Genomic DNA, 24,066 nt, shown 5'->3' with positions numbered 1-24,066 from the left:
CGGTCTTTCCTTTCGAAGTGTCAGTGAAAAACAGGTTCGGCTTGGCGGCGCGCAGTCGCGCGCCACTCAGCGGCGTAATCGGAAATTGCGGTCGTGAGTGACGCGACATCGGTAGCCTCGGCCAGGGAAAGCGGGGCCGGCCGTGTCCGCGTGCATTGACCGGCAAGCAAGGCCGCACCGGAGGCGACGCCATAAGCATCGAGATTGAACCGGACCTGCCGGCCCGGCAGCAGTGCTGCGACGAGGCGGGCATAGAGCGGATCGCGCAGGAAGCTGCCATCGAGAACGACGAGCGGTCCCGCCCCTAGTGCCTCGACACATTCGGCCGTCAACAGCGCGCAATAGATGAGAGCCAGGGCCTTGCGCTCCATTGCAGTCTCGGGTCTTGGCCCGATGATATGTCCATATCGGGCACTGCCGGGAAACAGACCATTGTCGTCGCCGAAGGATGGCAGCGCCATGGTTCTCCCAGCGATCAGCCGCAGAACGGCCTGTTCAGGCACAGGGCCATCAGGCGGCTCGTGACCCGCCACATGCGAGAATTCGCGCCCGCCCATGGTCAGCACGCCACCGAGCGGCTTGCCGAAGACGTCGCTGTTCAAGGTCATGCCCCTGTCTTCGTCGAGCCTGTCGAGGGAGGTTTGTCCGGAAAACCCAACGATCCACGTGCCGGTGGAAATGACGGTAAACTCCCGCAGTCCGGCGGCATGATACCGGTAGTGGTTGAGACTGCTGTCGTGCGCACCAACAAGGATGCGAAGCTCCTGCGGAAAGCCGTAACGCCGCGCCAGGCCGGCGCTCACCCGCCCGAGATCCTGCCATGCGTCGGCAAAGGGCGGCATCAGCCTGCTCCAGCCACGCGCCTCGACGATCGGCGCGAAGTGCCGTTCCGCGACGTTCCAGAGATGCGACTGGGCGCCGAGCAGGCTCGCCTCCGCGGCGGCTGCGCCCGAAAGCCGCCAGGCCCAGTATTGCGGCAGACCGAGATACCAACGCGCTCGTGAGAAGGCTTCCGGCTCACACTCCTGCATCCAGTAGAGCTGCCTGGCCTGATGCGTCGCCGCGTGCATCGTCGCGCTGCCACGGTCGAAGAACGACCCGGATAGCGGGGCATAACCGGCTTTAATCGCCTCCGGAAGCGGCTGCTCGTAGTCGATCATCGGCAGAGCCGTGCCGTCGCCGCGCTCCGGATCGTCACCGACAAGAACGCCTCCGGAACCGTGTCCGGAGGCAACGAAGGCCGAAAACGGGTGACGTCGTGCAAGTTGTCCGAGGCCGGAAAAAACCCACTCACCGATCGCGCCAAGGTCGTGGTGACGCCATGGCGGCCCGGGCAGCACGGGATTGGCGATGCTGAGCGTCTCGAGCACGACACCATCTGCCGTGACGGCGTTGAGCTTGACATTGGTCTTGCCGACGTCGAGCACCGCGATCGTGCTCTGCTCGTTGCGCGATGGTGTTGGCATGATGTCCGCGCCTCCCGTCACCTGCCCGGCCCGCCCAAGGACCGGATTGCCGCGGTTTTAGATCAGTCCGTACTGCTTGGCCTTGTTGCGCAGGAACGGCAGGCCGTTGCTCATCACTTCTTCCTCGTCCTTGGCGACGGGGCGCCAGACGGCAAGGCCATAGGCCACTTCCGGCGGCATGTTGATGAAGCTCTCCATGGCAAGCCCGCCCTTGAAACCGATGGCAGCAAGCGTCGCGAAGATTTCGTCCCAGGCGCAGTTGCCGTAACCCGGCGTGCCGCGGTCGCTCTCGGAGAGGTGGATGTATTTGATGTGCTCACGCGCATCGAGAATGCCGGTGCCGATGCCCTTTTCCTCAATGTTCATGTGGTAGGTGTCGAGATGCACGAACACATTGTCGGCGCCGACGCGCTTGATCATGTCGACGGCCTGCCAGCCGGTGTTGATCAGGTGGTTTTCGTAGCGGTTGACCGCTTCGACGCCGAGCTCGATGCCGCGCGACTTGGCGTGTTTGGCGGCCGCCGTCAGCACGCGGGCGATATTGTCGTATTCGGCCTCGGTCGGCGGAACGCCGGTGCGCTCGCCGATGCCGCCGTAGATGACCCCGGACAGCGCTTCGCCACCGAGATCGGCCGTCTTGTCGATCGCGATCTTCAGGTGTTCGATCGCCGCATCAGGCCGGACGGACGCCCAGGCGCGCTCGGGCAGACCGAGCGAGCAGACCGCACGCAGTTTGTTTTTCTCCAGGAGCGCCTTGGTGTGGGCGGTGTCGACCGCCGGCGGATTGAGCATGGGGATTTCGATGAAATCCACCTTGTACTTGACCGCGGCCGCTACCGCACGCTCGGCACCGGGCCGATCCCAATTCATGGTCCACATGCTCGTATGGACGCCAAAACCCTGCATGGTCACGTTCCTTTTCTGACAAATGAAATCTTGAACTTGGAGGCTGCGAAGCGCAGCACCATGACGCCGACGAGCAGTAGCCCCCAGACCGCGGTGGCAAGATGCTGGTTGGCTCCGATCAGGTTGAGCCCGGACGACAGCAGTTGCAGCACGACGAGCGCCACGAACACCGGAATGACCCGACCGAACCCGCCGAACGGATTGACGCCGCCGAGAAAACAGGCAAGCACCGTGATCAGCAGATAGGATTCGCCGTGGCCGATGCGCACCGAGTTGAACCGCGCCAGCATGATGATGCCGGCAATCGCGCACATGGCGCCCGAGAGGGTGTAGACGAGCACGATCACCTTGCGGGTGTTGATGCCGGAATAGCGCGTCGCCTCGAGATTGGAGCCGATCATATAAGTGTTGAAGCCGAGCTTGGTCCGGGTCAAAAGCACATGCCAGGCCAGCACGCAGACGACGAAGACGATCAGCGGCACCGGTATGCCCGCGACCGAGCCATGGCCGAGCGGCCCGATGAAAGCCGGGAAACCCGAAACGTCGCCGCCACGTGTCAGAAACTCGCCGAGACCACGCAGGAAGATCATCATCGACAGAGAGACGAGGATCGGGTGCGCACGGGTAAAGGCGATGACCAGGCCCATGACGACGCCACTTGCAGCACCGACCATCACGGCAAGGACGCAACCGAGTGCGAAGGCACCGGCGCCGGCATCGGCGCCGCCATTCGCCTGCAGCACCCAGGCAAGTGTCAGCCCGGCGATATTGGCGGTGAAGGTCACCGCAAGGTTCAAGCCGCCGGTCAGAATCGGCAGCAGCATCGCGAGCGTCAGGAGCCCAAGTTCGGGAAGCTGGAACGCAACAGAGCCGAAGGTCGCAGCACTCAGAAACTGCGGCGAGGCGAGACCGAACACCAGGACAACGGCGACCAGCGCCAAGCCGGGACCTGCCATCTCCGGTCCGAACCATGCCTTCAGGCGATCCGAAAAGCCTGTCATCGGCGTGCACCTTTCTGGCTGGCGAAGGGCAGAAGCCGTTCGATGCTGGTATTGGACAGGGTGATGGCGATCAGGATGATGGCGCCGACGATCATCTTGAAGGCAAACGGGGAAACGCCCATCAGGTTCAAGCCGTTCTGGGTGATCGCGATCAAAAGCACGCCAAGGACGCAGCCGAGCACCGAGCCCTTGCCGCCGCCAAGCCTGGCGCCGCCGAGAACGACGGCAGCGAGCACATCGAGTTCGCGTCCGTAGAGCGCGTTCGGCACGACTTCCTGGGCGTAATGCGCCTGCACCAGCCCGCCGATACCGGCCATCAGCCCAAGCCAGCCAAAGGCGATGAACTGTATGGCACCGATATTGATGCCGAAGCGGCGCGCGCCTTCCGGGTTGTCGCCGAAGGCATAGAGCTGCCGGCCGGTGGTCGTGCGGGTGATCAGCACCCAGGTGGCAATGACGCACAGCACCATCACCAGCACCGGAAGGGTGATCTCGATCCAGCTGCCGTCGGCCATTTCATGCTCGAACAGCACGACGCGATCCGTCAGCCATTCCGGCAGGTCGTAGATCGACACGCCCTTGGTGAAGAACATCAAGAGGCCGAAATAGATATTGAAGGTCGAGATCGTTGCGACGATCGAAATGATGCGGAAGCGGTGGATCAGGAGCGCGTTGATGGCGCCGAGGCAGATGCCGATCGATCCGGCGATGACGAGGCCGGAGATCCAGCCTCCGCCGCCGATCCAGCCGAGCGCGATCGCCGTGCCGTACTGTACGACCGAGGCGGCAACCGCAAAGGAGATGTCGATGCCGCCGGCGATGAGCACGACCAGCAGCCCGACGGCAAAGATGATGTTGACCGAACTCGTGTTCAGCAGATCGAAGGCGTTGCCGATCGAGAAAAAATTAACTGTCGCAAACGACAGCACCGCGCAGATGACGACGATGACGGCGAAAAGCGCAACTTCCGTCGCGTGGGTGCGGGCGAAACTATGCATAGACCGCTCCTTCGATTTCGGCGAGCGGAACGCTGCGGGGATCATAGCTGCCGACGATGCGGCCCTGGGCCATATGCAGGACGCGGTCGGCGTTGAAATAGACTTCCGGCACTTCGTCGGAGATCAGGATGATGGCAAGACCTGTCTCGGCGAGCTTGGCGACGATGTCGAAGATGCCGGCGCGGGCGCCGACATCCACCCCGACCGTCGGCGCGTCGAGGATCAGCAGTTTCGGGTCGGTCGCCAGCCACTTGGCGATGGCGATGCGCTGCTGGTTGCCGCCCGAAAGCGTCGAGATCGCGTCGCCCTGAAGACCGATCTTCACACCGAGATCGGCGATCCAGCCGGCGACGAGCTTGCGCTTGCGCTCATCCGAAAGAAAGCCGCCCGAGAGGATCTTGCCGAGCGAGCTGATAACGAGATTGTCCGCGATTGCTTGCGGCTGGATGAGGCCGAGCGACAGCCGGTCCTCCGAGAGATAGGCGACGCCCGCTTTGATCGCATCTCGATTGGAGGAGAAACGGACCGTCTTGCCCTCGAGCGTGATCGTGCCGGACGAAGGTTGCAGCATTCCGAAAAGCGTCTGGGCGAATTCGGTTCGGCCGGCGCCGAGGAGACCTGTAATTCCCAGTGTCTCGCCGCGCCTGACGGTCAGCGATATGTCGTCGAACTGGCCGGGGCGGCTCAGACCCTTCACTTCGAGAACGACGGGATGATCCTGCCTGGATTTTGCGCGGACCTGCTGGTCGAAGGTCTTGCCGGTCATCAGTTCGGTGATGCGCGATTGCGTCATGCCGGCAGCGGGATAGACGCCGACCAGCGCGCCGTCGCGCAGCACGGTGATACGGCTCGAGATTTCCAGTACTTCGGCAAGGCGATGGCTGACAAAGACGACCGCGACGCCGGAGGCTGACAGGCCGCGCACGATATCGAGCAGATGGTCTGTTTCCGATTGCGTCAGCGATGCCGTCGGCTCATCCATGAAGACGAGCTTCGCTTCGCCGACGAGCGCACGGGCAATCGCCACGATCTGGCGCTGGGCAATGGCATACTCCTTGAGCGGCAGGTCGACGTCGAGCGTGATGCCGAGACGCTGAAGTGCGTCCGTTGCGATCTTTCGCATGCGGCCGTAATCGACCAGCTTCGGCCAGCGGCCGAGAACGGTCTGGAAGGCGATGTTTTCAGCCACGCTCATTTCCGGGAAAAGCGCCAGGTCCTGCCAGATGACCTGGATGCCGCGATCCTGGGCGGTCACCGGTGACATGTGCGAATAGGTCTCGCCGTCATATTCGATCGAAGCGCCGTCAGCCGGGCGGTAAACGCCGGTGATGATCTTGATCAGGGTGCTCTTGCCGCAGCCGTTCTCGCCGGCAAGGCAGTGAACCTCGCCCGGGCGAACGTCGAAGCTCACATTCTTGAGCGCCTTGACGCCACCGAAGGTCATGTTGATGTCGTGCAGAGACAGAAGCGGCTTTTCGCTGCCTTCCGCGGTCGCAAGCTGATGCATGAACATGTGCCCCGAATACCGTTTTGAAGGGACATGCCAGGCCGGCCGAAGCCGGCCCAGCAGCCGGGAGAACCCAATGCATGCGTCCTTAAATCGTTGGCGATTCACGGATAAAACATGCAACAATCCATAACGTTACAGCGGTCTTTGCACGTCCAACAAGACGCGCGACGCCGTAGCGGATCAGAGCCCCATCGCCGCGAGGTCGGCGACCGTATCCTTGTTGATCGGCACCAGCTGATCGACGATGATGTTGCGGTTTTCGAAGTCCGGCTTGACCTTGCCGAGACCTTCGATCTCGTCGCCGTCCTTGACCTCCTCGCCCTTCATCAGCTTGTCGGCGAGCGTCACGAACACCTCGCCCGCCTGCTTCGGATTCCACATGAAGCCGCCGGAGATCGCGTCCGACTTCACCAGCTTCTGACCCTGACCCGGGGAGAATGGGCCGAGGACGAAGATCTCGCCGACCTTGCGGCGCTCTTCGACGGCACGCCCTGCCCCGATCGGCCCCTGGCTGCCGAAGGCGAGGAAGCCTTTAAGGCCCGGATGGGCTGAGATCAGGTCCAGCGCGGTCGAGCGGCTCTTGTCGACGTCTTCGGCAACGCCGTAGCGTTCGCCGACCAGCGTCATATCAGGGTGGTTCTTCTTGATGTAGGCGATCGCCGCATCGGCCCAGGCGTTGTGCAGCGGCACTGTCAACGATCCGACGAAGACGGCATATTCGCCCTTGCCGCCCATCTTCTCGGCAAGCAACTTGCCATGCGCCTCACCGAAGCCGGTCGATGACGCCAGCTCGAAATCCCAGTCGGCGCCCTTCTGGCTCGGCGATTCATGGGTAATGACGATGATGCCCTTTTCCTTGGCCTTGGTCAGAACCGGCTCCAGAACCTTGGCATCGTTGGGCACGACGCCGATGACCTTCACGCCCTGGGCGATCAGATCCTCGATGGCGCGCACCTGCAGCGCCGGATCGGCACTCGTCGGGCCGACCATGAAGGCGTCAATGCCGAGCTTTTGGCCACGCTCCTTGATGCCGGCCTCCATGGCGTTGAACCACGGAATGCCGCCGATCTTGACCACGACGCCGACCTTTCCGGCATCCTGAGCGAATGCGGCAGCCGCACCGGCAAGCGAAAGCGATGTCGCCAGAGCGGCGACCAGAATTCTCTTGATCATGTTTCTCCTCCACCGTTCCCCATGGGGAACACGCCCGGCTGCGAAAGCGCCGGCCTCCAGTTTCAAATCGCAACTGGCTGGGAACGAATCCCGCCTCCCTGATCGCCGCCTCCTCAGACGACCCACCGCATGCACAATCGATATTTCTTGTTTGCACAATCGATGGTGCAGAGACTATTGTGCAGACTTAATCTTTCGTCAAGGGGAAATCGGCACTAAGACGATGAGGGAGGCACGTGGATGACGAAGACGAGCAAGAAGAAGGCGACGATCTACGACTTGTCGGTGCTATCAGGCAGTTCGCCTTCAACCGTGAGTGCGGTTTTGAATGGAACCTGGCAGAAGCGGCGGATCAAGGAGAGCACCGCGGCACTGATCCGGGATCTGGCGGAAACCCACCAATACACCGCCAACCGCCAGGCACGCGGCTTGCGCAGTTCGCGCTCCGGGCTCATCGGCCTCTTGCTGCCGGTCCATGACAACCGTTACTTCTCCTCAATGGCGCAGACCTTCGAGGCGCATGTCAGAAGCAAGGGACAATGCCCGATCGTCGTCAGCGCCAGCCGCGACCCGGAAGAGGAGCGCAGGACGGCAGAAACGCTGATCTCCTACTCGATCGAAGAGTTGTTCATCTGCGGCGCGACGGACCCGGACGGCGTGCACGAAGTCTGCGAGACCGTCGGCCTGAAGCACATCAACATCGACTTGCCGGGCACCAAGGTTCCGTCCGTCATCAGCGACAACTACGAAGGCGGCCGGATGCTGACCGAGGCGATCATTCGCCATTTCCCGGCGGATCAGCCGCTTCGCCCGGATGAGCTCTATCTCTTCGGGGGACGCGACGACCACGCCAGCCGCGAGCGTATCCGCGGCTTCCGGGCCGTGAAGCGCGAGCTTCTGGGAGACGATCCTGACGGTTGCATCCAGCCGACCGGCTACGCTCCCAACAATGCAAGGCTTGCCTTCGAAGCCTTCTACGAAAAACATGGCAAGCTGCCGCGCGCCCTGTTCGTCAACTCCTCGATCAACTTCGAGGGCCTGCTGCGCTTTATGGCCGGCCACCCCCACGAAAACTTCGCCGACCTTACTGTCGGCTGCTACGACTACGACCCCTTCGCTTCTTTCCTGCCCTTCCCGGTCATCATGATCAGGCAGGATGTCGAGGGCATGATCACCAAGGCGTTCGAGGTCATCGAAGAAGGACGGCCGCAGCCACGCATTCATCTCATTACTCCCGAGCTCGTCCAGCCGCGCACGGCGCTCACCGGCCCGCTCGATGCGCTCAGGGATATCGACTGAGCGCGCCGTTGATTCTTCCAATGCGCAACATTTATTCAAATTATTTTTCTGTACATTTGATCAATTTCCACGTATTCATTGGAAATGGATGAGATAGACAGGAAAATCATTGGAATCCTCGCACAGGACGCCCGCCGGTCCTTGACCGATATCGGTGCGGCCGTGGAGCTTTCGCCCTCCTCGGTCAACGAGCGCATTCGCCGGCTCGTCGCCAACGGGGTGATCCGCCGCTTCACCATCGACGCCGACCATCGCGCGCTCGGGCTCGACGTGCTCGCTTTCGTCTGGGTCGGCCTATCCCCCGATGCCGATGAAGCCGCGTTTCGCACCTTCATGGCCGATCACCCGTCGGTGGCGGAGTGCCACCATGTTACCGGCGCCTGGTCCTATTGCGTCAAGGTGCGCATGCCGTCCCTGGGCGATATCGAGCCCTTCCTGGCGGAGCTCAAGCGCCGGCGGTTCCTTGCTCGCAGCGAGACCGTGATCGCCTTGTCGACCGTCAGGGAAACCCAGTTCACCAGCCCGGAGCGCTGATCCATGTCTGCATTGCTGTTCGGAAAGGGCCTGTTGCTCGGCCTTGCCATTGCTGCCCCCCTCGGCCCGATCGGCGTGCTGTGCATCAACCGCACACTCGAGCGCGGCTTCTGGGCCGGTGTCGCCGGTGGATTGGGGACGGCGCTTGCCGACGCCAGCTATGCGCTACTGGCAGCGGCCGGCTTTGCAGCTTTTGCGACCCTGCTGGCCACGGTATCGACACCGCTCAGCCTGCTCGGCGGCGCCTTCATGATCTGGCTTGGTTGGCGAGGGCTTCAACCGAGCCCGGTCGCAGGCGCCGCCCAGGTCGGCGCGCGCGATCTCATCCAGACGACCGTGGCGACCTTCGCGCTGACGATCGCCAATCCGCTGACGATCCTGTCCTTTGCCGCGTTCTTTGCCGTCCTCGGCCTTGCGAAGGCCGGTGGGCTTGCCAACGCCGCCATCGTCGTTGCCGGCGTATTCCTCGGTTCGCTCGCCTGGTGGATGCTTTTGAGCGGCGGGATCGCCCTTGCCCGGCAACGCCTGCCCGACAGTTTTGTCAGTTGGGTGTCGCGCCTTTCGGGCCTTGTCCTGATTGCCTTCGGTGCGATAGCCATCGGCTCGGTCGTGGTGAACTTCGCCTAGGATCAATGGCTGCACCGACAGCTGCCGGCGGCTATCCAGCCGTCGGCTTGACGCATTCGACATGCCACCATTTCGGGCGTCCGCCACGGTAGCTGTGCGAGACCGGGATCAGATCAACGGCACTGGTCTTGTCGAAACAGCCAAGCACCAATGCCACGACGGGTGCGTCATCGATCGCACCGAGTGTGCTGCCGCACGTGCCGCAGAAGGCGCGACTGGAATAGTCCGACGAGCGATAGGTCGAGGGCGCTCCACCCGATCCGGTCCAGGCAACAGCCTCCTTTGGAAATTCGACCCAGGCGACGGTCAGCGCGCCCGAATGCCGTTGGCACAGCTTGCAGGAGCACGTGTGCGGCTTCCCGGCCGGCCCTTGCGCCTCGAAACGGATTGCCCCGCAAAGGCATCCACCGGTATGGGGTTTCATCCGCTTGGCCACGGTCCTTGTCACGTTTTACCCTCAGTTGCAGACGCGATTCGCACGCAATATAACCTGCCACACAACTTGGCGTAGCGCTGTAGTGACACACTCCGTCAGAGCTCGCAGGGAAATGACCGATCATGCCCCGTCGGTCAGTAAAACCACACGCCGATGTCGCGAAATGCACGTTTGCTCTGGTCGCGCCTGTTTCCGCCTTGCGTGGCCTGGCCCTCGCCGATCGGAAGACTGAAGCCGAACGGGTCGGACGGCTCGCCGCCCCTGTCGCGCCAATAGGCGTCGAGATCGGCCATCATCATCCGCCGGCGCTTGCGCCGCCGGCGGTTGATCACATGCTTGTCGTTGGAGACGGCATAGAGATGCGAAGCATTGCCCTCGAAGGCGAGCCCCTGAAGCGTCAGCAAAACCGCGTCCTTCGGCCTCAAGCCGCCAAGGTCGCGGGTCGCGGTAATCAGCGCCCGTTTCCCGTCGCCCCCGCGCGGCCCCTGCATGCCGCCGATCGCCAGGCTATAGGCGTCGTCGTCACAGCGCACGAAGGCAAAGCTGACGGTACAAAGCGCATAGAGATCGCTTTGCCGAGTGAGCCTGATGGCAAAGGCGCCCTCATGGCGGCCGCCGCAATGGTCGGCCAACAGCAGTTGGATGCGATAGTTTTCGTCGCGCCCGCCAACTGTGCCCATTTCCATTGACGTGCCTCGCCAGAGTGCCATCAGCGACCGGCGCGACAGAACCTCGCTCGCGACATCGAAGTGGTCCATCAGCAATTCGAGACGACGCCTGGATGACGCGCCATGCAGCAGGAATGTCGGGACCGACTTGCGAACGAGATCGTCGTGCGGAAGACCCAATTTGTAGCGGTCGCCGAACGCGCTGAGAAAGGCGAGCCAGCGCGTCGTCAACACCGGGTGGCGGGCAAAACGCATCGAGAAAACGACCGCCCGCTTCAATGTCAGCCGCCCGCCGAGTTTGAGGACCTGCCACAGCATTTGCCGTCCCGACCGATCGCGCTCTGGCATATTGGCGGCGGCGACAAAGCCGACAGGCGTCGGCAGGGTTTTAACTCTCTCACCACTGCAGTTGGACAGCGATGGCAAGTCCGATCGAGCGCTGTATTGCGGCAAACGACCTTCCAGGGACATGATGTAATTCCTTGAAAGCAAATGCTTGTCCAAGCATCGCCGGGATATCCGGCGCCGCTGGGTTTGCCTGCCGTTTGTCAAGGGAGTGCGGAGATGTGATCGGGAATTGAGCGCCGTTGGTGGCGCCATCCATCTGCGCGGGCAGCACGGGGCCTGATCAGGCCCTATTCAAGGCCGTTCTGATGCTAGTCAGGCGGCGCTCTCGCGCGGCAGCATTATGGTGATAATCGCTCCGCCGCCCGGCCGCGCTCCGAATTCCAGCCGACCGCCGTGAGCCTTGGCAATCGCCTGCACGACGGAGAGACCAAGGCCTGTTCCGCCGGTGGCGCGAGAGCGGGACGCATCGCCGCGCCAGAACAGGTCGATCGAGTGGGTCGAGACATCGTCCGGAAGCCCGGGCCCGCGATCGAGCACGCGGATGAAGGCCTCGTCGGCGCCACGTGCACCCGTCTCGCAACGAAGCACGGCGCCGGATGCCGCATAGCGGCAGGCGTTTTCAACGAGCGCAAGCAGCGCCTGGCGCAGGCGCTGGGAATCGCCCGACACGATCACCGGCTCAAGTGCGGCCTCGAGCGAGAGGCCGGCGGATGCCAGGATGGTGCGGGATGCGCCGAGCACCTGCGTCGCCTCGGCGGCAAGATCGACGGCGCCGCGCTGGGTCACCAGCTTCTGGCCCGCCGCAAGCGAGAGAGTTCGCAGGTCTTCGACCAGCGCGGAAAGCCCTTCCACCTGCACGAGCAGTTGCCGCACGCGCTCCTGCTCCAGCGGAAAGACCCCGTCGGCCATGCCCTGCAGATTGCCCTGCAATATCGTCAGCGGCGTGCGCAGCTCGTGAGCGACCGCCATCGTGTTGAAGCGCAGGCGGCTTTCCATGCTTTCCAGTTCGGCCGCCAATTCATCGAAAGTTTTGATCAACGTCGCCACTTCCTTCGCCCCCTTCCGCACGGAGCCGACACGGACTGCGAAATCGCCCGCACGCAGATCCTCGGTTGCCTTGGCGAGAAGCTCCAGCGGGCGGCTGATTTTGCGCGCAAGCCAATAGCCGATCAGACTGCAGGTGGCCGCAGCGATGGCACCGAAGATGATGATCGACAGATCGACCTCGCTGTTGCCCCATTCCTCAATCGCGGGAACGCTGGTGACAAACGCACGAAGGTTTTCCTCCGTCGGCATCCGGCCGGCATTGATGTCGGTATAGGCTTGCGCCGCCCCGCGCGACATCATCTTGAGCATCCGGTCCTCGAGGTCCGCCTCCATCCACATGACACCGAAATAGACGATGCACACGCTGACCACGAGCAGGACAGCCTGAAGCATGGCCGTGAGAACGCTGAGCGGCATTCGCGACATTCTGATTTTCATCTCGGCTCCACGAACCGGTAGCCGACGCCGCGAACCGCGGTGAAGAAGCCGCAGGCACCGAGATCCTCGAGCTTGCGCCGAAGATTGGCCACATGGGTATCGACAGTGCGCGCCAGCGCGTCGCTATCCGGAAGGCAGGCGTCGAGAATGTCAGCCCGATCGAACGCGTGCGTCGGGCGACGGATCATGTGCGCGAGGATGCGGAACTCACTGAGCGTCAGCGGTAAGGACTGGCGCTTGCCGCCGTTGTCGACAAAGGCAGCATGGGCGTCGAGGTCGACCTCCACGTTTTCGAAGCGCAGCACCGTGGCGCCGGCGCCATTGCGCGTTCGCCGCAGTACCGCATTGACGCGAGCCACGACCTCCTGCGGGTTGAACGGCTTGACGACATAGTCATCCGCGCCGAGCCGCAGGCCCGCGAGCCGATCGAGATCTTCGGCAAGGGCCGTCACCATGATCGTCGGCGTGTTGCTCTCGCGACGGATACGCGCCAGCACTTCGAAACCGTCGAGCCGCGGGATGCGCACGTCAAGCAGGACGAGGTCCGGCGAAAGCACGGAATGGTGGGTGAGCGCGGTTTCACCATCCGCGGCACGCACCGTCCTGAAGCCATCGCGCACGAGATAGGCATCGAGGATCTGCGCGATCTCCGGTTCGTCCTCGACCAAAAGGATGAGACCCTTGTCGACCATCTGCAAATTCCTCGCGCATGTGTTGTGGTCCCGAGCTTATGGGATGAAAAAATCCGGCATGCAATTCATCCGGGCAGCACGCAGCGCCATCACGGAGCGTTCCGCATCAAGCGTTCTTCGTTTCTCCGCCATTCCTTGACAAATCGAACCGAATGTCCCGGCAGGGCGCCCTCCGCCCGTAGCTGTCGCGCACGATGCATGTGCCGGTGACGCTGATTTTGCGGCATCATCCAACGCCACCGATCGGAACTGCACACGTCTGACGTTCATCCGGATCCCGCCCGATGAAGAAGATTGCTCCCTTTTCCGCGGCGGCCGGTACCGGCCTGCCATCAAAACCACGAAGGAATTTTTCATGCCCTTTGAGACGAATAATCTGACGTCAGCCGACATTGCCAGGATTCTGCAGTGCATCCCGCATCGCTATCCTTTTCTGCTCGTCGACAGGCTCATCTCGATCCGTGGAGAAGAAAGCTGCGTAGGGATCAAGAATGTTTCGATCAACGAACCGCAGTTTCAAGGGCATTTCCCTGGCAATCCCGTATTTCCCGGAGCGCTCATCATCGAGGGTATGGCGCAAACTGCGGGCGTCATGTGTGCGGCAGCCAAACTTGCCGAGGGGTTGACGCCCAAGATCATCTACATGCTGACCGTGGACAAAGCACGGTTTCGCAAGCCCGTCCGCCCGGGCGACGCCATCGAGTATCACATGACGAAGCTCGCCTATCGCCGCAATGTCTGGCGCTACCGCGGCGAGGCGCTGGTTGATGGCGCGCTCGTTGCCGAGGCCGAAATCTCGGCATACCTGGAGACCGAAAGGCAGCACCCCGAAGCCGCGGCTTGAGCTTGCCATCGCCGCCACGCGTGGCGAACCGGCGGGTCGCCCGTTCCTCATAGATGCAGAGGCACACCGCTTGGCAGCCCACTTTGGCCCTCGCAGTGCTGCAGCCATACCCAGCGCTGCGTGGGGAGGAATACCTGGGCCGGCGGCTCCAAGCAGCACGTCGAATGGCTGTCTTTCCTTCCGCTCCGAGCCTTCTCCAGTTCCCCGCCCTTCCTTGACAGTCAACCGCAACTCTTCCGCTCGCGCCTCCTTAGGTCCTTTCATCGCGAGCATTCGGAATGTCCAGCATCCTGCAATCCACCACGACACCTGCTGCCGGCCGCCGGTGGCAGGTTGCCAATCCCCTGACATGGGTTGCCCAATTGCACGCTTACGGGCAGGAACAGCCGGTCCAGGCAGCCGCATCGGCAACGATCTTTGCAGGCTTTGTCTTTATGGCGTTTCCCAACATTGATCTGGCCGTATCTCGATGGGCAGCGGCCGGCGACGCCGACTTCCCGCTCTCGCGGGAACACGCGCTACGTTTGCTGCGCGATTTCAATCGCCTGATCCCGTTTCTGATCCTGCCAGCCGTGGCGGCGATGCTTGCCGTCCAGATGCGTGCTCCGCGCGCGTGGCTGCCGCGCCCGCACAAGATTTTGTTTTTCCTTACCTTCTATGCGCTCGGCCCGGGCCTTGCCATCCAGCTTCTGAAAAGACTGGTCGGTCGCGCCCGCCCTTCCGAAATCGTCGAGTTCGGCGGGAGCCTGCCGTTTACGCCCGCCTGGCAGGTTTCTGACGCCTGCTCGCGCAGTTGTTCGTTTGCCTCCGGCGAGTCGGCGACAGCGATTGCATTGATTGCACTGACCTTCCTTCTACCACCACGATGGCGCTGGAAGGTGGTCTTCGCCTTGATCCCCGTCGTGCTCGTCTTCTCGCTCAACCGCATCGCCTTCGGTGCCCATTTCCTCTCGGATGTGGTGCTCGCCTGGCTGCTGATGCTCTGGATCATGCTGTGGTTACGGTCGATCTTTGCAACCCACGGCGCCCGCATCGATGCCGCTCTGACACGGGGCCGACGCCCGCTCGAAACTTGACGTCAGCGGCGGCCTTACCGCCGAGCGGTCTCGGTGCGATCAGGCGCTGCGCACGGACCGGCGCCAGACGAAGGGGGCATTGAGCCGCAGCGACTGCGATTGCCCGACGTCGTCGCTCATCAACCAAGCCACCGCCGCCGCTGCGATCTCCTCGATCGGCTGGGCAAATGTCGTCAGGTCGTAGGAATTCCACGCGGCCTGGGGAATATCGTCGAAGCCGACGACGCAGAGATCCTCCGGGATCGACAGCGAAAACTGGTGCCGGGCCGCGTCCATGAAACCGAGCGCGACGAGATCGGTGACACAGAAGACCGCATCCGGGCGCTCGCGGCGGGTCATCAGCCGTTGCGCCAGAACCTTGCCGCTCTCATAAGCCGTCGGGCCGAAGCGCTCGACGATGACGTCGAGCCCAAGCTCCCGCGCCGCGGCGACGAAGCCCGCTTCGCGCGCCATTAGGCTCGGCGTCCCGGCTTCCGAATTCACAAAGGCGAGACGGCGGCAGCCGGCCCGCAGGAACGCAGTCACGACGCTCTGGGCCGTATCATCTTCGTCGAGATTGATTCTGAGCGGTCCTTTGTGATCGTCGTCGCGGTTGATCAGCACCAGGCGCTGGCCGTTTCTAACGCAGAGATCGACCAGCGACTTGTCGGGCATGCCGGACAGCACGATCGAGGCATCGGCGCGATACCGGATCGCCTGACGCAACGCCATGTCGACACGCTCGTCGGAGCGGTCCGTGTTGACGAGCATCGCAATCTTGCCGGCGTTCTGAAGCTGCTGAGTCAGCGCCTTGATCAAGGCCGAGCGGTAAGGTGTGCCCATGTCGGAGACGACGAGGCAGACGATGCCGCTTTCGTTCCGCATCAATCCGCGAGCGAGATGATTGACGTGATAGCCCAGTGCTTCGGCCGCCTCCATGACCTTGCGGCGTGTCTCCGGCGCAATGCTTGCACCCGCTGTAAACGCGCGTGAAACGGCGGACCGGGAAACGCCGGCCTTCCTTGCTACTTCCTCTGCACTGACGAATATTTTGTCGCTCATCTGGAACCATTTTTGCACGGCTTTGCAACTTCTTGCAACAAATCTCAAGCCCGTGCAAGCATGATCAAACCCAAACGATTAAACTTTCCGCTTTTGCTCGGACGCGGATTGACAACACTCCGATCCATGTGACACCTTGCACGCGCTTGCATTACTGCGATGTGGAGGCATCGCACCATTGGGAGGAAGTTTATGAAAGCTGTATCCATTTCGGTTGCGCTCACCGCAACCGGCCTAGCATTCGCGGCGTCTGAGGCGCAGGCGGCAGGCAGTCTCAATCTGATTTGCTCGGCAGACGTCGTCATTTGCGAGCAGATGACCGCCGATTTCGAGAAGGAAAGCGGGATCAAAGTCAACATGGTTCGCCTGTCTTCCGGCGAGACCTATGCCAAGGTTCGCGCCGAGGCGCGCAACCCCAAGACCGATATCTGGTGGGCCGGCACCGGGGACCCACATCTACAGGCCGCATCCGACGGACTGACGCTGGAATACAAGTCGCCGATGCTCGATCAGCTCCAGGATTGGGCGAAGAAGCAGGCCGAAGGCTCGGGCTATCGCACGGTGGGCGTCTATGCCGGCGCGCTCGGCTGGGGATACAACACCGAGATCTTCCAGAAGAAGGGCTTCAAGGAGCCGAAATGCTGGGCCGATCTGCTGGACGCCTCGCTGAAGGGCGAGATCCAGATGGCAAACCCGAACTCGTCGGGCACAGCCTATACAGCGCTCGCATCGCTGGTGCAGATCATGGGCGAAGATCAGGCTTTCGATTATCTGAAGAAGCTGAACGCCAACGTCGCGCAATACACCAAGTCGGGCTCGGCGCCGGTCAAGTCCGCCGCCCGCGGCGAAGCAGGCCTCGGCATCGTCTTCATGCATGACGCGGTCGCCCAGACCGCCGAGGGCTTCCCGATCAAGGCGATCGCCCCTTGCGAAGGCACCGGCTACGAGATCGGCTCGATGTCGATCATTCGTGGCGCCAAGAATCTGGACAATGCCAAGGCCTGGTACGACTGGGCGCTGAAGCCGGAAGTTCAGTCGCGCATGAAGGATGCCAAGTCCTTCCAGCTGCCGTCCAACAAGAGCGCGGAAGTGCCGAAGGAAGCACCGAAGTTCGAGGACATCAAGCTGATCGACTACGACTTCGCCACCTATGGCGATTCCGAAAAGCGCAAGGCTCTGCTTGAGCGCTGGGACCGCGAAGTCGGTGCTAGCGCCAACTGACGCCATTCGGTTTGCGATCGGCCGGATCGAGCGATCCGGTCGATCGCATCTCGAAAGACCGCAGGCGTTTCCGGCGGCCGTCGGCCGGCCCTGCAACAGATCGACATTCCAATATTGAAGAGACGCGAGGACCGTGATGGAACATCGCAACCGTAGGCTCGACCTCACACTCGGGCTTGGGCTGGCCGCATTCTTGGCTGTGCCCTGGTACCGCATCGAGGGAGGCTTCTTCGGCCTCGGCTGGCTTTCCGGCTTCCCCTCCGATGCTGCCGTGGCACCTGGCCTTGCGCAGATCTTTGCCCATGGGCGTTCATGGCTCTTTATCGCGCTCGTCCTGCTCGGCATCTGCGCGGCAGCCCGGTTCGTTCGCGACCCGGCCCGTCGCGGCTCGGTGTTGGCGGTCGCCGGCGCGATCGGCCTCCTCTTCATCGCGTTCCAAGGTCTGGCGATCGGCTTTACCGGTTGGACCTGGACTATCAGCGAAACCCTTTTCGGTCCGCTTGCCGACGGACAGCCCTCGATGGGCGCTGGCGCGGTCCTCGCCTCCCTCGCTTTCATTCTCATCTTCGCATTCGGGCTGGCCGAGCGCGGCGTGATGAAGGGCGATGCCTTCATCGTCGCATCCATCTCGCTGCTCGTCTGCCTCGTCGTCGTCTTCGTCTTCTATCCCGTCGGCAGCATGTTTGCGGCCTCCGTCCAGGACTTCGACGGTTCGTTCAAACCGGACGGCTTCCTGCGCAATATTCAGGACGGCTCGATCTGGAGCCTCGGCTGCGTCACGGGTGGCGAGCGCTGCGGCGTTGCCTGGCGCACGCTATGGCTGGCGCTGATGACTGCGTCCGGCTCGACGTTACTCGGCCTTGCTTTCGCGCTGGTCGCAACGCGCACCCGCTTCCCCTTCAAGAAGGGCATGCGCCTGTTGACGGTCCTGCCCATCATCACGCCCCCCTTCGTCATCGGCTTGGCGCTGACGCTGCTCTTCGGTCGCGCCGGCGTCATTACGGAATTCCTGTCCGACGCCTTCGGTATCGAGCCAGGGCGCTGGCTCTATGGCCTCACCGGCATCTGGATCGCGCAGGTGCTGTCCTTCACCCCGATTTCCTTCCTCGTCCTGATCGGCGTCGTCGAGGGCGTCAGCCCATCGATGGAAGAGGCATCGCAGACGTTGCGTGCCGACCGCTGGCGGACATTCTGGAACGTCTCGCTTCCGTTGATGAAGCCGGGCCTCGCCAACGCCTTCCTGATCGGCTTCATCGAGAGCATGGCCGATTTCGGCAATCCGCTCGTGCTTGGCGGCAGCCATGGGGTGCTTTCGACCGAAATCTTCTTTGCCGTCGTCGGCGCGCAGAACGATCCGTCACGCGCCGCCGTGCTCGCGATCATCCTGTTGTGCTTCACCCTGTCGGCCTTCCTGGCCCAGCGCTATTGGCTGGCCGGCAAGAATTACTCGACCGTGACCGGCAAGGGCGATTCCGGCTCGCATATCGCGTTGCCCCGTCCGCTCTCGATCGCCGTCCACGCCGTGGTGATCCCGTGGATGATCTTCACGATCGTCGTCTACGGCATGATCTTGTTTGGTGGCTTCGTGAAGACCTGGGGTCTCGACAACTCGCTGACGCTCGAGCACTACGTGAAGGCCTTCTCGATCTCTATCACCGATGGCGCCATCGCCTGGACCGGCGTCGCCTGGAACTCGTTCTGGACGACCATGGAGATCGCGCTGATCTCGGCGCCGCTGACGGCGCTCGTCGGACTGTTGACCGCCTACCTGATCGTTCGGCAGCGTTTTGCCGGACGGGATATCTTCGAATTCGCCTTGATGTTGAGCTTCGCCATTCCCGGCACCGTCATCGGCATCAGCTACATCATCGCCTTCAACCTGCCACCGCTCGAAATGACCGGCACGGCGCTGATCCTCGTTGCCTGCTTCGTCTTCCGCAACATGCCGGTCGGCGTTCGCGGCGGCATTGCGGCGATGAGCCAGCTCGACAAGAGCCTGGACGAGGCATCGCTGACGCTGCGGGCAACCAGCTTCCGCACATTACGCAAGGTGATCCTGCCACTGCTGCGGCCTGCCATCGTCGCCGCCCTCGTCTATTCCTTCGTGCGGGCGATCACGTCGATCAGTGCCGTCGTCTTCCTTGTCAGCGCCGAATACAACATGGCGACATCCTATATCGTCGGCCTCGTTGAAAACGGCGAGTTCGGGGTGGCGATCGCCTATTCGTCGGCCCTCATCGTGGTGATGATCACTGTTATCACCGGCCTGCAACTGCTCGTCGGCGAGCGCAAGCTAAGACGGGAGAACCGCCTCTTCGGCGCGGCACCGGCCCGCACCGCCACCAAGACCCTTTCCCAGGAGAACCCCGCATGAGCACCCCACGCACCGGCTCGGTCGTCTTCCAGAACGTGCGCAAGCAGTTCGGCGCCTTCACCGCCATCCACGACCTTTCGCTGACCATTGAACCCGGCACCCTCGTCACCCTGCTCGGGCCGTCCGGCTGCGGCAAGACCACCACCCTGCGCATGCTTGCGGGCCTGGAACATCCGTCCGCCGGCCGGATCCTGATCGGCGGCAAGGATGTCACCATGCTGCCGGCCAACGAGCGCGATGTGTCGATGGTCTTCCAGTCCTACGCGCTGTTCCCGCATATGACCTCGCTCGACAACATCGCCTATGGCCTGGAATCCTCGGGCATGAAGAAGAAGGAGGCGCGCGACCGGGCCGAGGAGGGCCTGAAGCTCGTCGGCCTCGGCGGCTTGGGCCAGCGGCTTCCGGCCGAATTGTCGGGCGGACAGCAGCAGCGCGTCGCCGTCGCCCGTGCACTTGTGCTCGAGCCGCAGGTGCTCTTGCTTGACGAACCGCTCTCCAACCTCGATGCGCGGCTGCGCCGACGGGTGCGCACGGAAATCCGCGAGCTGCAGCAGCGGCTTGGCTTTACTGCCGTCTACGTCACGCACGACCAGGACGAGGCGCTTGCCGTCTCCGACCGGATCATCGTGATGAAGGACGGCGAGATCGCCCAGCAAGGCGCTCCGCGCGAACTTTACGAGGCGCCGGCATCCGCCTTCATCGCCGACTTCATGGGCGAGGCCAATGTGCTGCCGTGCGAAATCACCGCATCCGATGCCGGTCTTGCCACCATCCGCGTCGGCGGGCTCGAACATCGGCTGCCGTCGCGCAATGCCCGGCCCGGCCCGTCGAAGCTCGCCGTGCGCCCCAATGCCGTGACACTGACGCCTGCAACCGGCGCGGCACTGCCCGGCACGATCAGCACCGCGGCCTATCTCGGCGGCCACATTGAATACGAGGTTGAAACATCGACAGGAATGCTATTCGTAGTTGATGAGGCTATCGAGCAGATGTTATCTCCCTCGACCGAAGTCGCCATCGGCTTCCGCAACCGCGGCCTTGCTTTGATTACTGCATAATTCGTTCGATCAGGATTGATTTGAGGGTAAAATTACGCAGCAAATTTAGAGCGTTACAGTGTCTTTTGCACGTCATGTTTGGCGCGCAAAAGACACTGTAACGAATGATTTCTTGAGATCGACACAGGAAGGACTATTGCATGACTTCGCCCATCGCAGGCCTTGAGGCCCGCTTCGCGCTCGCCAAGACCATTGCCGGGGAAGCCGGACGGCTCGCGCACGATTACTTCCTGCAGCGCGAGACGCTGGTGATCGAAACGAAGGCCGACGCCCATGACGTCGTCTCGATCGCCGACCGGAACGTAGAGACGCTGATCCGCGACCGCATCAGCGCCGCCTTCCCAGATGATGGCGTGCTCGGCGAGGAACACGGCCTTGTCAGTGGCACTTCGGGCTTCACCTGGGTTATCGATCCGATCGATGGAACGACGCCCTTTGTCAACGGCATGCCCAACTGGTGCATCTCGATCGCCGTGCTTTATGCCGACAAACCCGTGATCGGCGTGATCCAGTCGCCGTGCCACGATGAACTCTATGCGGCTGCGGCTGGCCTCGGCGCGACGCTCAACGGCAAGATCCTGCGCCTCGATGCGACACGGACGATCCGCGATGCGGTGACCGGTCTTGGCGCCAACAATCACGTGACGCCGGCCGAAGTCGCCGGCATCGTCGAGCGCCTCCTTGCCGCCGGCGGCAACTTCATGCGCAACGGATCGGGGGCGCTGATGATCGCCTATGTGGCCGCCGGTCGGCTCGTCGGCTACTACGAGCCCTATATGCATGCCTGGGATTGCCTGGCCGGCTATTGCCTGGTCAACGAGGCGGGCGGCTGGTCGCTGCCTTTCCCGACGCAGGATGACGCCCTGACACGCGGAAGCGCTGTTCTGGTCGCGGCACCCGGTGCGATCGACGACCTGCTCAAGGTCGCGCAACTCGAACGCAAGGCAGCCTAAAACATCAAGACCCCAAACGGGATCAGCTCGCCGACTTGTCGGCCTTGGTCATCAACAGATTGACGAGCTCCATCGGGAACGGGAACACGATCGTCGAGTTCTTTTCGCCAGCGATCACGTTCAAGGTGCTCAAATAACGCAACTGCATGGCTTGAGGCTGCCGGGCGAGAATCTCGGCGGCCTCGAGCAGTTTTGCGGCAGCCTGCTGCTCGCCTTCGGCATTGATGACCTTGGCGCGGCGCTCCCGCTCCGCCTCCGCCTGGCGCGCGATGGCGCGGACCATGCTTTCGTTGATGTCGACATGTTTGATCTCGACCGTGGCCACCTTGATGCCCCAGGCATCGGTCTGGCTGTCGAGGATCTTCTGGATGTCGTCGTTCAAGCGGTCGCGTTCTGCCAGCATCTCATCGAGGTCGTGCTTGCCGAGAACCGAGCGCAACGTGGTCTGGGCGAGCTGGCTGGTCGCCATCATGAAATCCTCGACCTGGATCGTCGATTTTTCAGCATCGATTACCCTGAAGTAGATGACCGCGCTGACGCGGACCGACACGTTGTCGTGCGAGATGACGTCCTGGCTTGGAACATCGAGCACGCGGGTTCTGAGATCGACTCGCACCATCTGCTGGACATAGGGAAGCAGCAGGATCAACCCCGGCCCCTTGACGCCCGTGAAGCGGCCGAGTGTGAAGATGACACCGCGCTCATATTCGCGCAGGATCCTGATCGCATAGGCGATCACGATCAGGACGAACAACAGGATCGCGAGATAGGGAGCGAGGCTCCCAAGCATGTCCATGATCTTTACTCCTTCTACCGCATGCGTCAGGCCTTTGCCTCGTCGCGCGCGACCTCAAGCGTCAGACCGTTGCGGCCGACAACCCTAATATTTTCTCCCGCATCCAGCGTCTGACTGCTGACCGCCTGCCACCGTTCGCCGTGGGCGATCACATAGCCGCTGGCGCCGGCCCAGCTATCGACCTTGCCCGGCAGCCCGATCATCTGCTCGCCGCCGGTCACGACCGCATGATGCCGCGCGCTGAAGGCAAGCCGAGCGACGAGCAGGCTAAAGCCGAGGCTGGCGATGCCGACGCCGGCAAGCATCGGCCACGAAACCTGCAGCCCGGGCGTTTCCGTATCGAAAAGAATCGCAGCGCCGAGAACCAGCGCCAGGGCACCACCGCCACCGAGCACACCGAAGGACGGCGAATGCGCCTCGGCGACCAGCAGACCGACACCGAGCAGGATCAAGCCGAGGCCGGCATAGCTGACCGGCAAGACGGCTAGCGCGTAGAGCCCGAGCAGCAGGCAGATCCCTCCGATAGTGCCAGGCACCACGGATCCGGGGGTCAGGAACTCGAAGATCAGCCCATAGATGCCGATCATCATCAGAATGATCGCGATGTTCGGGTCGGTGATCACCCCAAGCAGGCGCGTGCGCCAGTCTGGCACAAAAGCCTCCACGCCAAGCCCAGCCGTTTCAAGCATGATATCCGTCTGCCCGACACGGACAATTCGTCCCTGCGCCTGCTTCAGCAGATCGTCGATGGAAACGGCGGTGAAATCGACGACTTTCTCCTGAACGGCGGCAGCCGCCGACAGGCTCGCCGCCTCCCGCACAGCCTGTTCTGCCCAATCGGCATTGCGCCCGCGCAACTCGGACAGTCCGCGGATATAGGCGACGGCATCGTTGATGAGCTTGGCCTCGCTTGTCGTCTGCGTTGGCTGCGGTTTAGCGGCCGTGTCTTTGTCGTTCTCGTCGGAGCGCTCATCCTTTTGTCCGCCAAACATGTCTCCGCCAATGGCTATAGGTGTTGCAGCCCCTAGGTTGGTTCCCGGCGCCATGGCAGCGATATGGCTTGCATAGAGGATATATGTTCCAGCGCTTGCGGCACGTGCTCCGCTCGGTGTGACAAAGCTTGCGACGGGAACGGATGACGCTAGGATCGCCTGGATGATTTCGCGCATCGAGGTATCGAGACCACCCGGCGTATCCATTTGTAGAACGACAAGCGGCAGGTGCCGGTCATTGGCCTTCTGCAATCCGCGCTTGATGTATTCAGCCGTTGCAGGGCCGATCGCCCCTTTCAGAGACAGCACCAAGGCAACCTTCTCGGTTTCTGGCGCGGAGGCGGCGGGAAACACGAATGTCGATATCAGCGACAGCAACAGGGTGAGGACGCGCAACATCTGCCGTCAAAGCCTCGGATACCGGGCGCCCTCCGGCGAAGGCCGCCCACGCAGCAATATTAACACACCATAAAGTTAAGACGAAGCACAACGCGCCACCGCGCTCTGGTCCCACAACAGGATGACAAAGCCCCGGATCGCGGCTATCTGCATGTCGGAACAATTGCCT

22 protein-coding genes are annotated in these 24,066 nt (G+C 62.4%); 9 read left to right on the top strand and 13 right to left on the bottom strand.

Going from position 1 to position 24,066, the window contains the following annotated elements; translation table 11 throughout:
• Nucleotides 1-20: 20 nt before the first annotated feature.
• From ABIE33_RS22585 to ABIE33_RS22560, 6 genes are all read right to left on the bottom strand, one after another.
• Nucleotides 21-1,466, bottom strand: coding sequence for an FGGY-family carbohydrate kinase (locus tag ABIE33_RS22585; protein WP_429129727.1), 1,446 nt, complete (start codon nucleotides 1,464-1,466; stop codon nucleotides 21-23).
• A gap of 57 nt (nucleotides 1,467-1,523) precedes the next feature.
• Nucleotides 1,524-2,372: a sugar phosphate isomerase/epimerase family protein gene (locus ABIE33_RS22580; protein WP_429129724.1), complete on the bottom strand. Its 849-nt coding sequence runs from the start codon at nucleotides 2,370-2,372 to the stop codon at nucleotides 1,524-1,526.
• Nucleotides 2,373-2,374: 2 nt separating this feature from the next.
• The gene (locus ABIE33_RS22575; protein ID WP_429129721.1) at nucleotides 2,375-3,373 is read right to left on the bottom strand and encodes an ABC transporter permease; all 999 of its coding nucleotides are present in this window, start codon (nucleotides 3,371-3,373) and stop codon (nucleotides 2,375-2,377) included.
• Nucleotides 3,370-4,371, bottom strand: coding sequence for an ABC transporter permease (locus ABIE33_RS22570; protein WP_429129719.1), 1,002 nt, complete (start codon nucleotides 4,369-4,371; stop codon nucleotides 3,370-3,372). The genes ABIE33_RS22575 and ABIE33_RS22570 overlap by 4 nt, the downstream gene beginning before the upstream one ends.
• Nucleotides 4,364-5,878, bottom strand: a complete 1,515-nt coding sequence (locus ABIE33_RS22565; protein WP_429129717.1) for a sugar ABC transporter ATP-binding protein — start codon at nucleotides 5,876-5,878, stop codon at nucleotides 4,364-4,366. Before ABIE33_RS22565 ends, ABIE33_RS22570 begins: the two co-directional genes overlap by 8 nt.
• A 183-nt stretch (nucleotides 5,879-6,061) precedes the next feature.
• Nucleotides 6,062-7,054, bottom strand: coding sequence for an autoinducer 2 ABC transporter substrate-binding protein (locus tag ABIE33_RS22560; RefSeq protein WP_429129714.1), 993 nt, complete (start codon nucleotides 7,052-7,054; stop codon nucleotides 6,062-6,064).
• A gap of 240 nt (nucleotides 7,055-7,294) precedes the next feature.
• Between ABIE33_RS22560 and ABIE33_RS22555 the strand changes: the two genes are divergently transcribed.
• The 3 genes from ABIE33_RS22555 to ABIE33_RS22545 all read left to right on the top strand — a co-directional run bounded on the left by ABIE33_RS22555 (nucleotide 7,295) and on the right by ABIE33_RS22545 (nucleotide 9,514).
• Complete coding sequence (locus ABIE33_RS22555; RefSeq protein ID WP_429129711.1) at nucleotides 7,295-8,353, top strand: LacI family DNA-binding transcriptional regulator; 1,059 nt, start codon at nucleotides 7,295-7,297, stop codon at nucleotides 8,351-8,353.
• 84 nt (nucleotides 8,354-8,437) lie between these two features.
• Nucleotides 8,438-8,887, top strand: a complete 450-nt coding sequence (locus ABIE33_RS22550) for an Lrp/AsnC family transcriptional regulator (protein ID WP_429129710.1) — start codon at nucleotides 8,438-8,440, stop codon at nucleotides 8,885-8,887.
• Between the two features lie 3 nt (nucleotides 8,888-8,890).
• The gene (locus ABIE33_RS22545; protein ID WP_429129707.1) at nucleotides 8,891-9,514 is read left to right on the top strand and encodes a LysE family translocator; all 624 of its coding nucleotides are present in this window, start codon (nucleotides 8,891-8,893) and stop codon (nucleotides 9,512-9,514) included.
• A 31-nt stretch (nucleotides 9,515-9,545) separates the two neighbouring features.
• Here the strand turns inward: ABIE33_RS22545 and ABIE33_RS22540 are convergent, their stop codons facing one another.
• The 4 genes from ABIE33_RS22540 to ABIE33_RS22525 all read right to left on the bottom strand — a co-directional run bounded on the left by ABIE33_RS22540 (nucleotide 9,546) and on the right by ABIE33_RS22525 (nucleotide 13,143).
• Nucleotides 9,546-9,938, bottom strand: a complete 393-nt coding sequence (locus ABIE33_RS22540) for a GFA family protein (protein WP_429129781.1) — start codon at nucleotides 9,936-9,938, stop codon at nucleotides 9,546-9,548.
• A 146-nt stretch (nucleotides 9,939-10,084) separates the two neighbouring features.
• A complete protein-coding gene (locus tag ABIE33_RS22535) occupies nucleotides 10,085-11,089 on the bottom strand; it encodes a DUF535 family protein (RefSeq protein WP_429129704.1) in 1,005 nt (334 codons plus the stop codon).
• A gap of 189 nt (nucleotides 11,090-11,278) precedes the next feature.
• A complete protein-coding gene (locus ABIE33_RS22530; RefSeq protein ID WP_429129701.1) occupies nucleotides 11,279-12,451 on the bottom strand; it encodes an ATP-binding protein in 1,173 nt (390 codons plus the stop codon).
• Nucleotides 12,448-13,143: a response regulator gene (locus ABIE33_RS22525; RefSeq protein ID WP_429129699.1), complete on the bottom strand. Its 696-nt coding sequence runs from the start codon at nucleotides 13,141-13,143 to the stop codon at nucleotides 12,448-12,450. Before ABIE33_RS22525 ends, ABIE33_RS22530 begins: the two co-directional genes overlap by 4 nt.
• Nucleotides 13,144-13,498: 355 nt before the next feature.
• On the opposite strand from ABIE33_RS22525, the gene fabZ reads away from it, so the two are divergent.
• Complete coding sequence (gene fabZ, locus ABIE33_RS22520; RefSeq protein ID WP_429129696.1) at nucleotides 13,499-13,987, top strand: 3-hydroxyacyl-ACP dehydratase FabZ; 489 nt, start codon at nucleotides 13,499-13,501, stop codon at nucleotides 13,985-13,987.
• A 278-nt stretch (nucleotides 13,988-14,265) separates the two neighbouring features.
• On the top strand, nucleotides 14,266-15,063 hold the full coding sequence (locus ABIE33_RS22515) for a phosphatase PAP2 family protein (protein WP_429129694.1): 798 nt from the start codon (nucleotides 14,266-14,268) through the stop codon (nucleotides 15,061-15,063).
• 39 nt (nucleotides 15,064-15,102) lie between these two features.
• Here the strand turns inward: ABIE33_RS22515 and ABIE33_RS22510 are convergent, their stop codons facing one another.
• Nucleotides 15,103-16,104, bottom strand: a complete 1,002-nt coding sequence (locus ABIE33_RS22510; protein WP_429129692.1) for a LacI family DNA-binding transcriptional regulator — start codon at nucleotides 16,102-16,104, stop codon at nucleotides 15,103-15,105.
• Between the two features lie 192 nt (nucleotides 16,105-16,296).
• Here ABIE33_RS22510 and ABIE33_RS22505 point away from each other — a divergent pair, with 192 nt between their 5' ends.
• The 4 genes from ABIE33_RS22505 (at nucleotide 16,297) to ABIE33_RS22490 (ending at nucleotide 21,710) form a co-directional block, all read left to right on the top strand.
• The gene (locus ABIE33_RS22505; RefSeq protein ID WP_429129689.1) at nucleotides 16,297-17,325 is read left to right on the top strand and encodes an ABC transporter substrate-binding protein; all 1,029 of its coding nucleotides are present in this window, start codon (nucleotides 16,297-16,299) and stop codon (nucleotides 17,323-17,325) included.
• 136 nt (nucleotides 17,326-17,461) lie between these two features.
• Nucleotides 17,462-19,699 carry an ABC transporter permease gene (locus ABIE33_RS22500; RefSeq protein WP_429129686.1) on the top strand — a complete coding sequence of 746 codons (2,238 nt, stop codon included), beginning with the start codon at nucleotides 17,462-17,464 and terminating at the stop codon, nucleotides 19,697-19,699.
• A complete protein-coding gene (locus ABIE33_RS22495) occupies nucleotides 19,696-20,757 on the top strand; it encodes an ABC transporter ATP-binding protein (RefSeq protein ID WP_429129683.1) in 1,062 nt (353 codons plus the stop codon). Before ABIE33_RS22500 ends, ABIE33_RS22495 begins: the two co-directional genes overlap by 4 nt.
• Before the next feature lie 140 nt (nucleotides 20,758-20,897).
• A complete protein-coding gene (locus ABIE33_RS22490; RefSeq protein ID WP_429129680.1) occupies nucleotides 20,898-21,710 on the top strand; it encodes an inositol monophosphatase family protein in 813 nt (270 codons plus the stop codon).
• A gap of 22 nt (nucleotides 21,711-21,732) precedes the next feature.
• Here the strand turns inward: ABIE33_RS22490 and ABIE33_RS22485 are convergent, their stop codons facing one another.
• Nucleotides 21,733-22,506 carry a slipin family protein gene (locus ABIE33_RS22485; RefSeq protein ID WP_429129677.1) on the bottom strand — a complete coding sequence of 258 codons (774 nt, stop codon included), beginning with the start codon at nucleotides 22,504-22,506 and terminating at the stop codon, nucleotides 21,733-21,735.
• 26 nt (nucleotides 22,507-22,532) lie between these two features.
• Entirely contained in the window at nucleotides 22,533-23,897 is a 1,365-nt protein-coding gene (locus ABIE33_RS22480; protein WP_429129674.1) for an NfeD family protein, read from the bottom strand.
• Nucleotides 23,898-24,066 lie beyond the last annotated feature (169 nt).

Source organism: Ensifer sp. 4252, assembly GCF_050434565.1.
Classification (GTDB): domain Bacteria; phylum Pseudomonadota; class Alphaproteobacteria; order Rhizobiales; family Rhizobiaceae; genus Ensifer.
The sequence above is the reverse complement of the archived record's forward strand: the minus strand, read 5'-3'. Positions and strand labels throughout refer to the sequence as shown.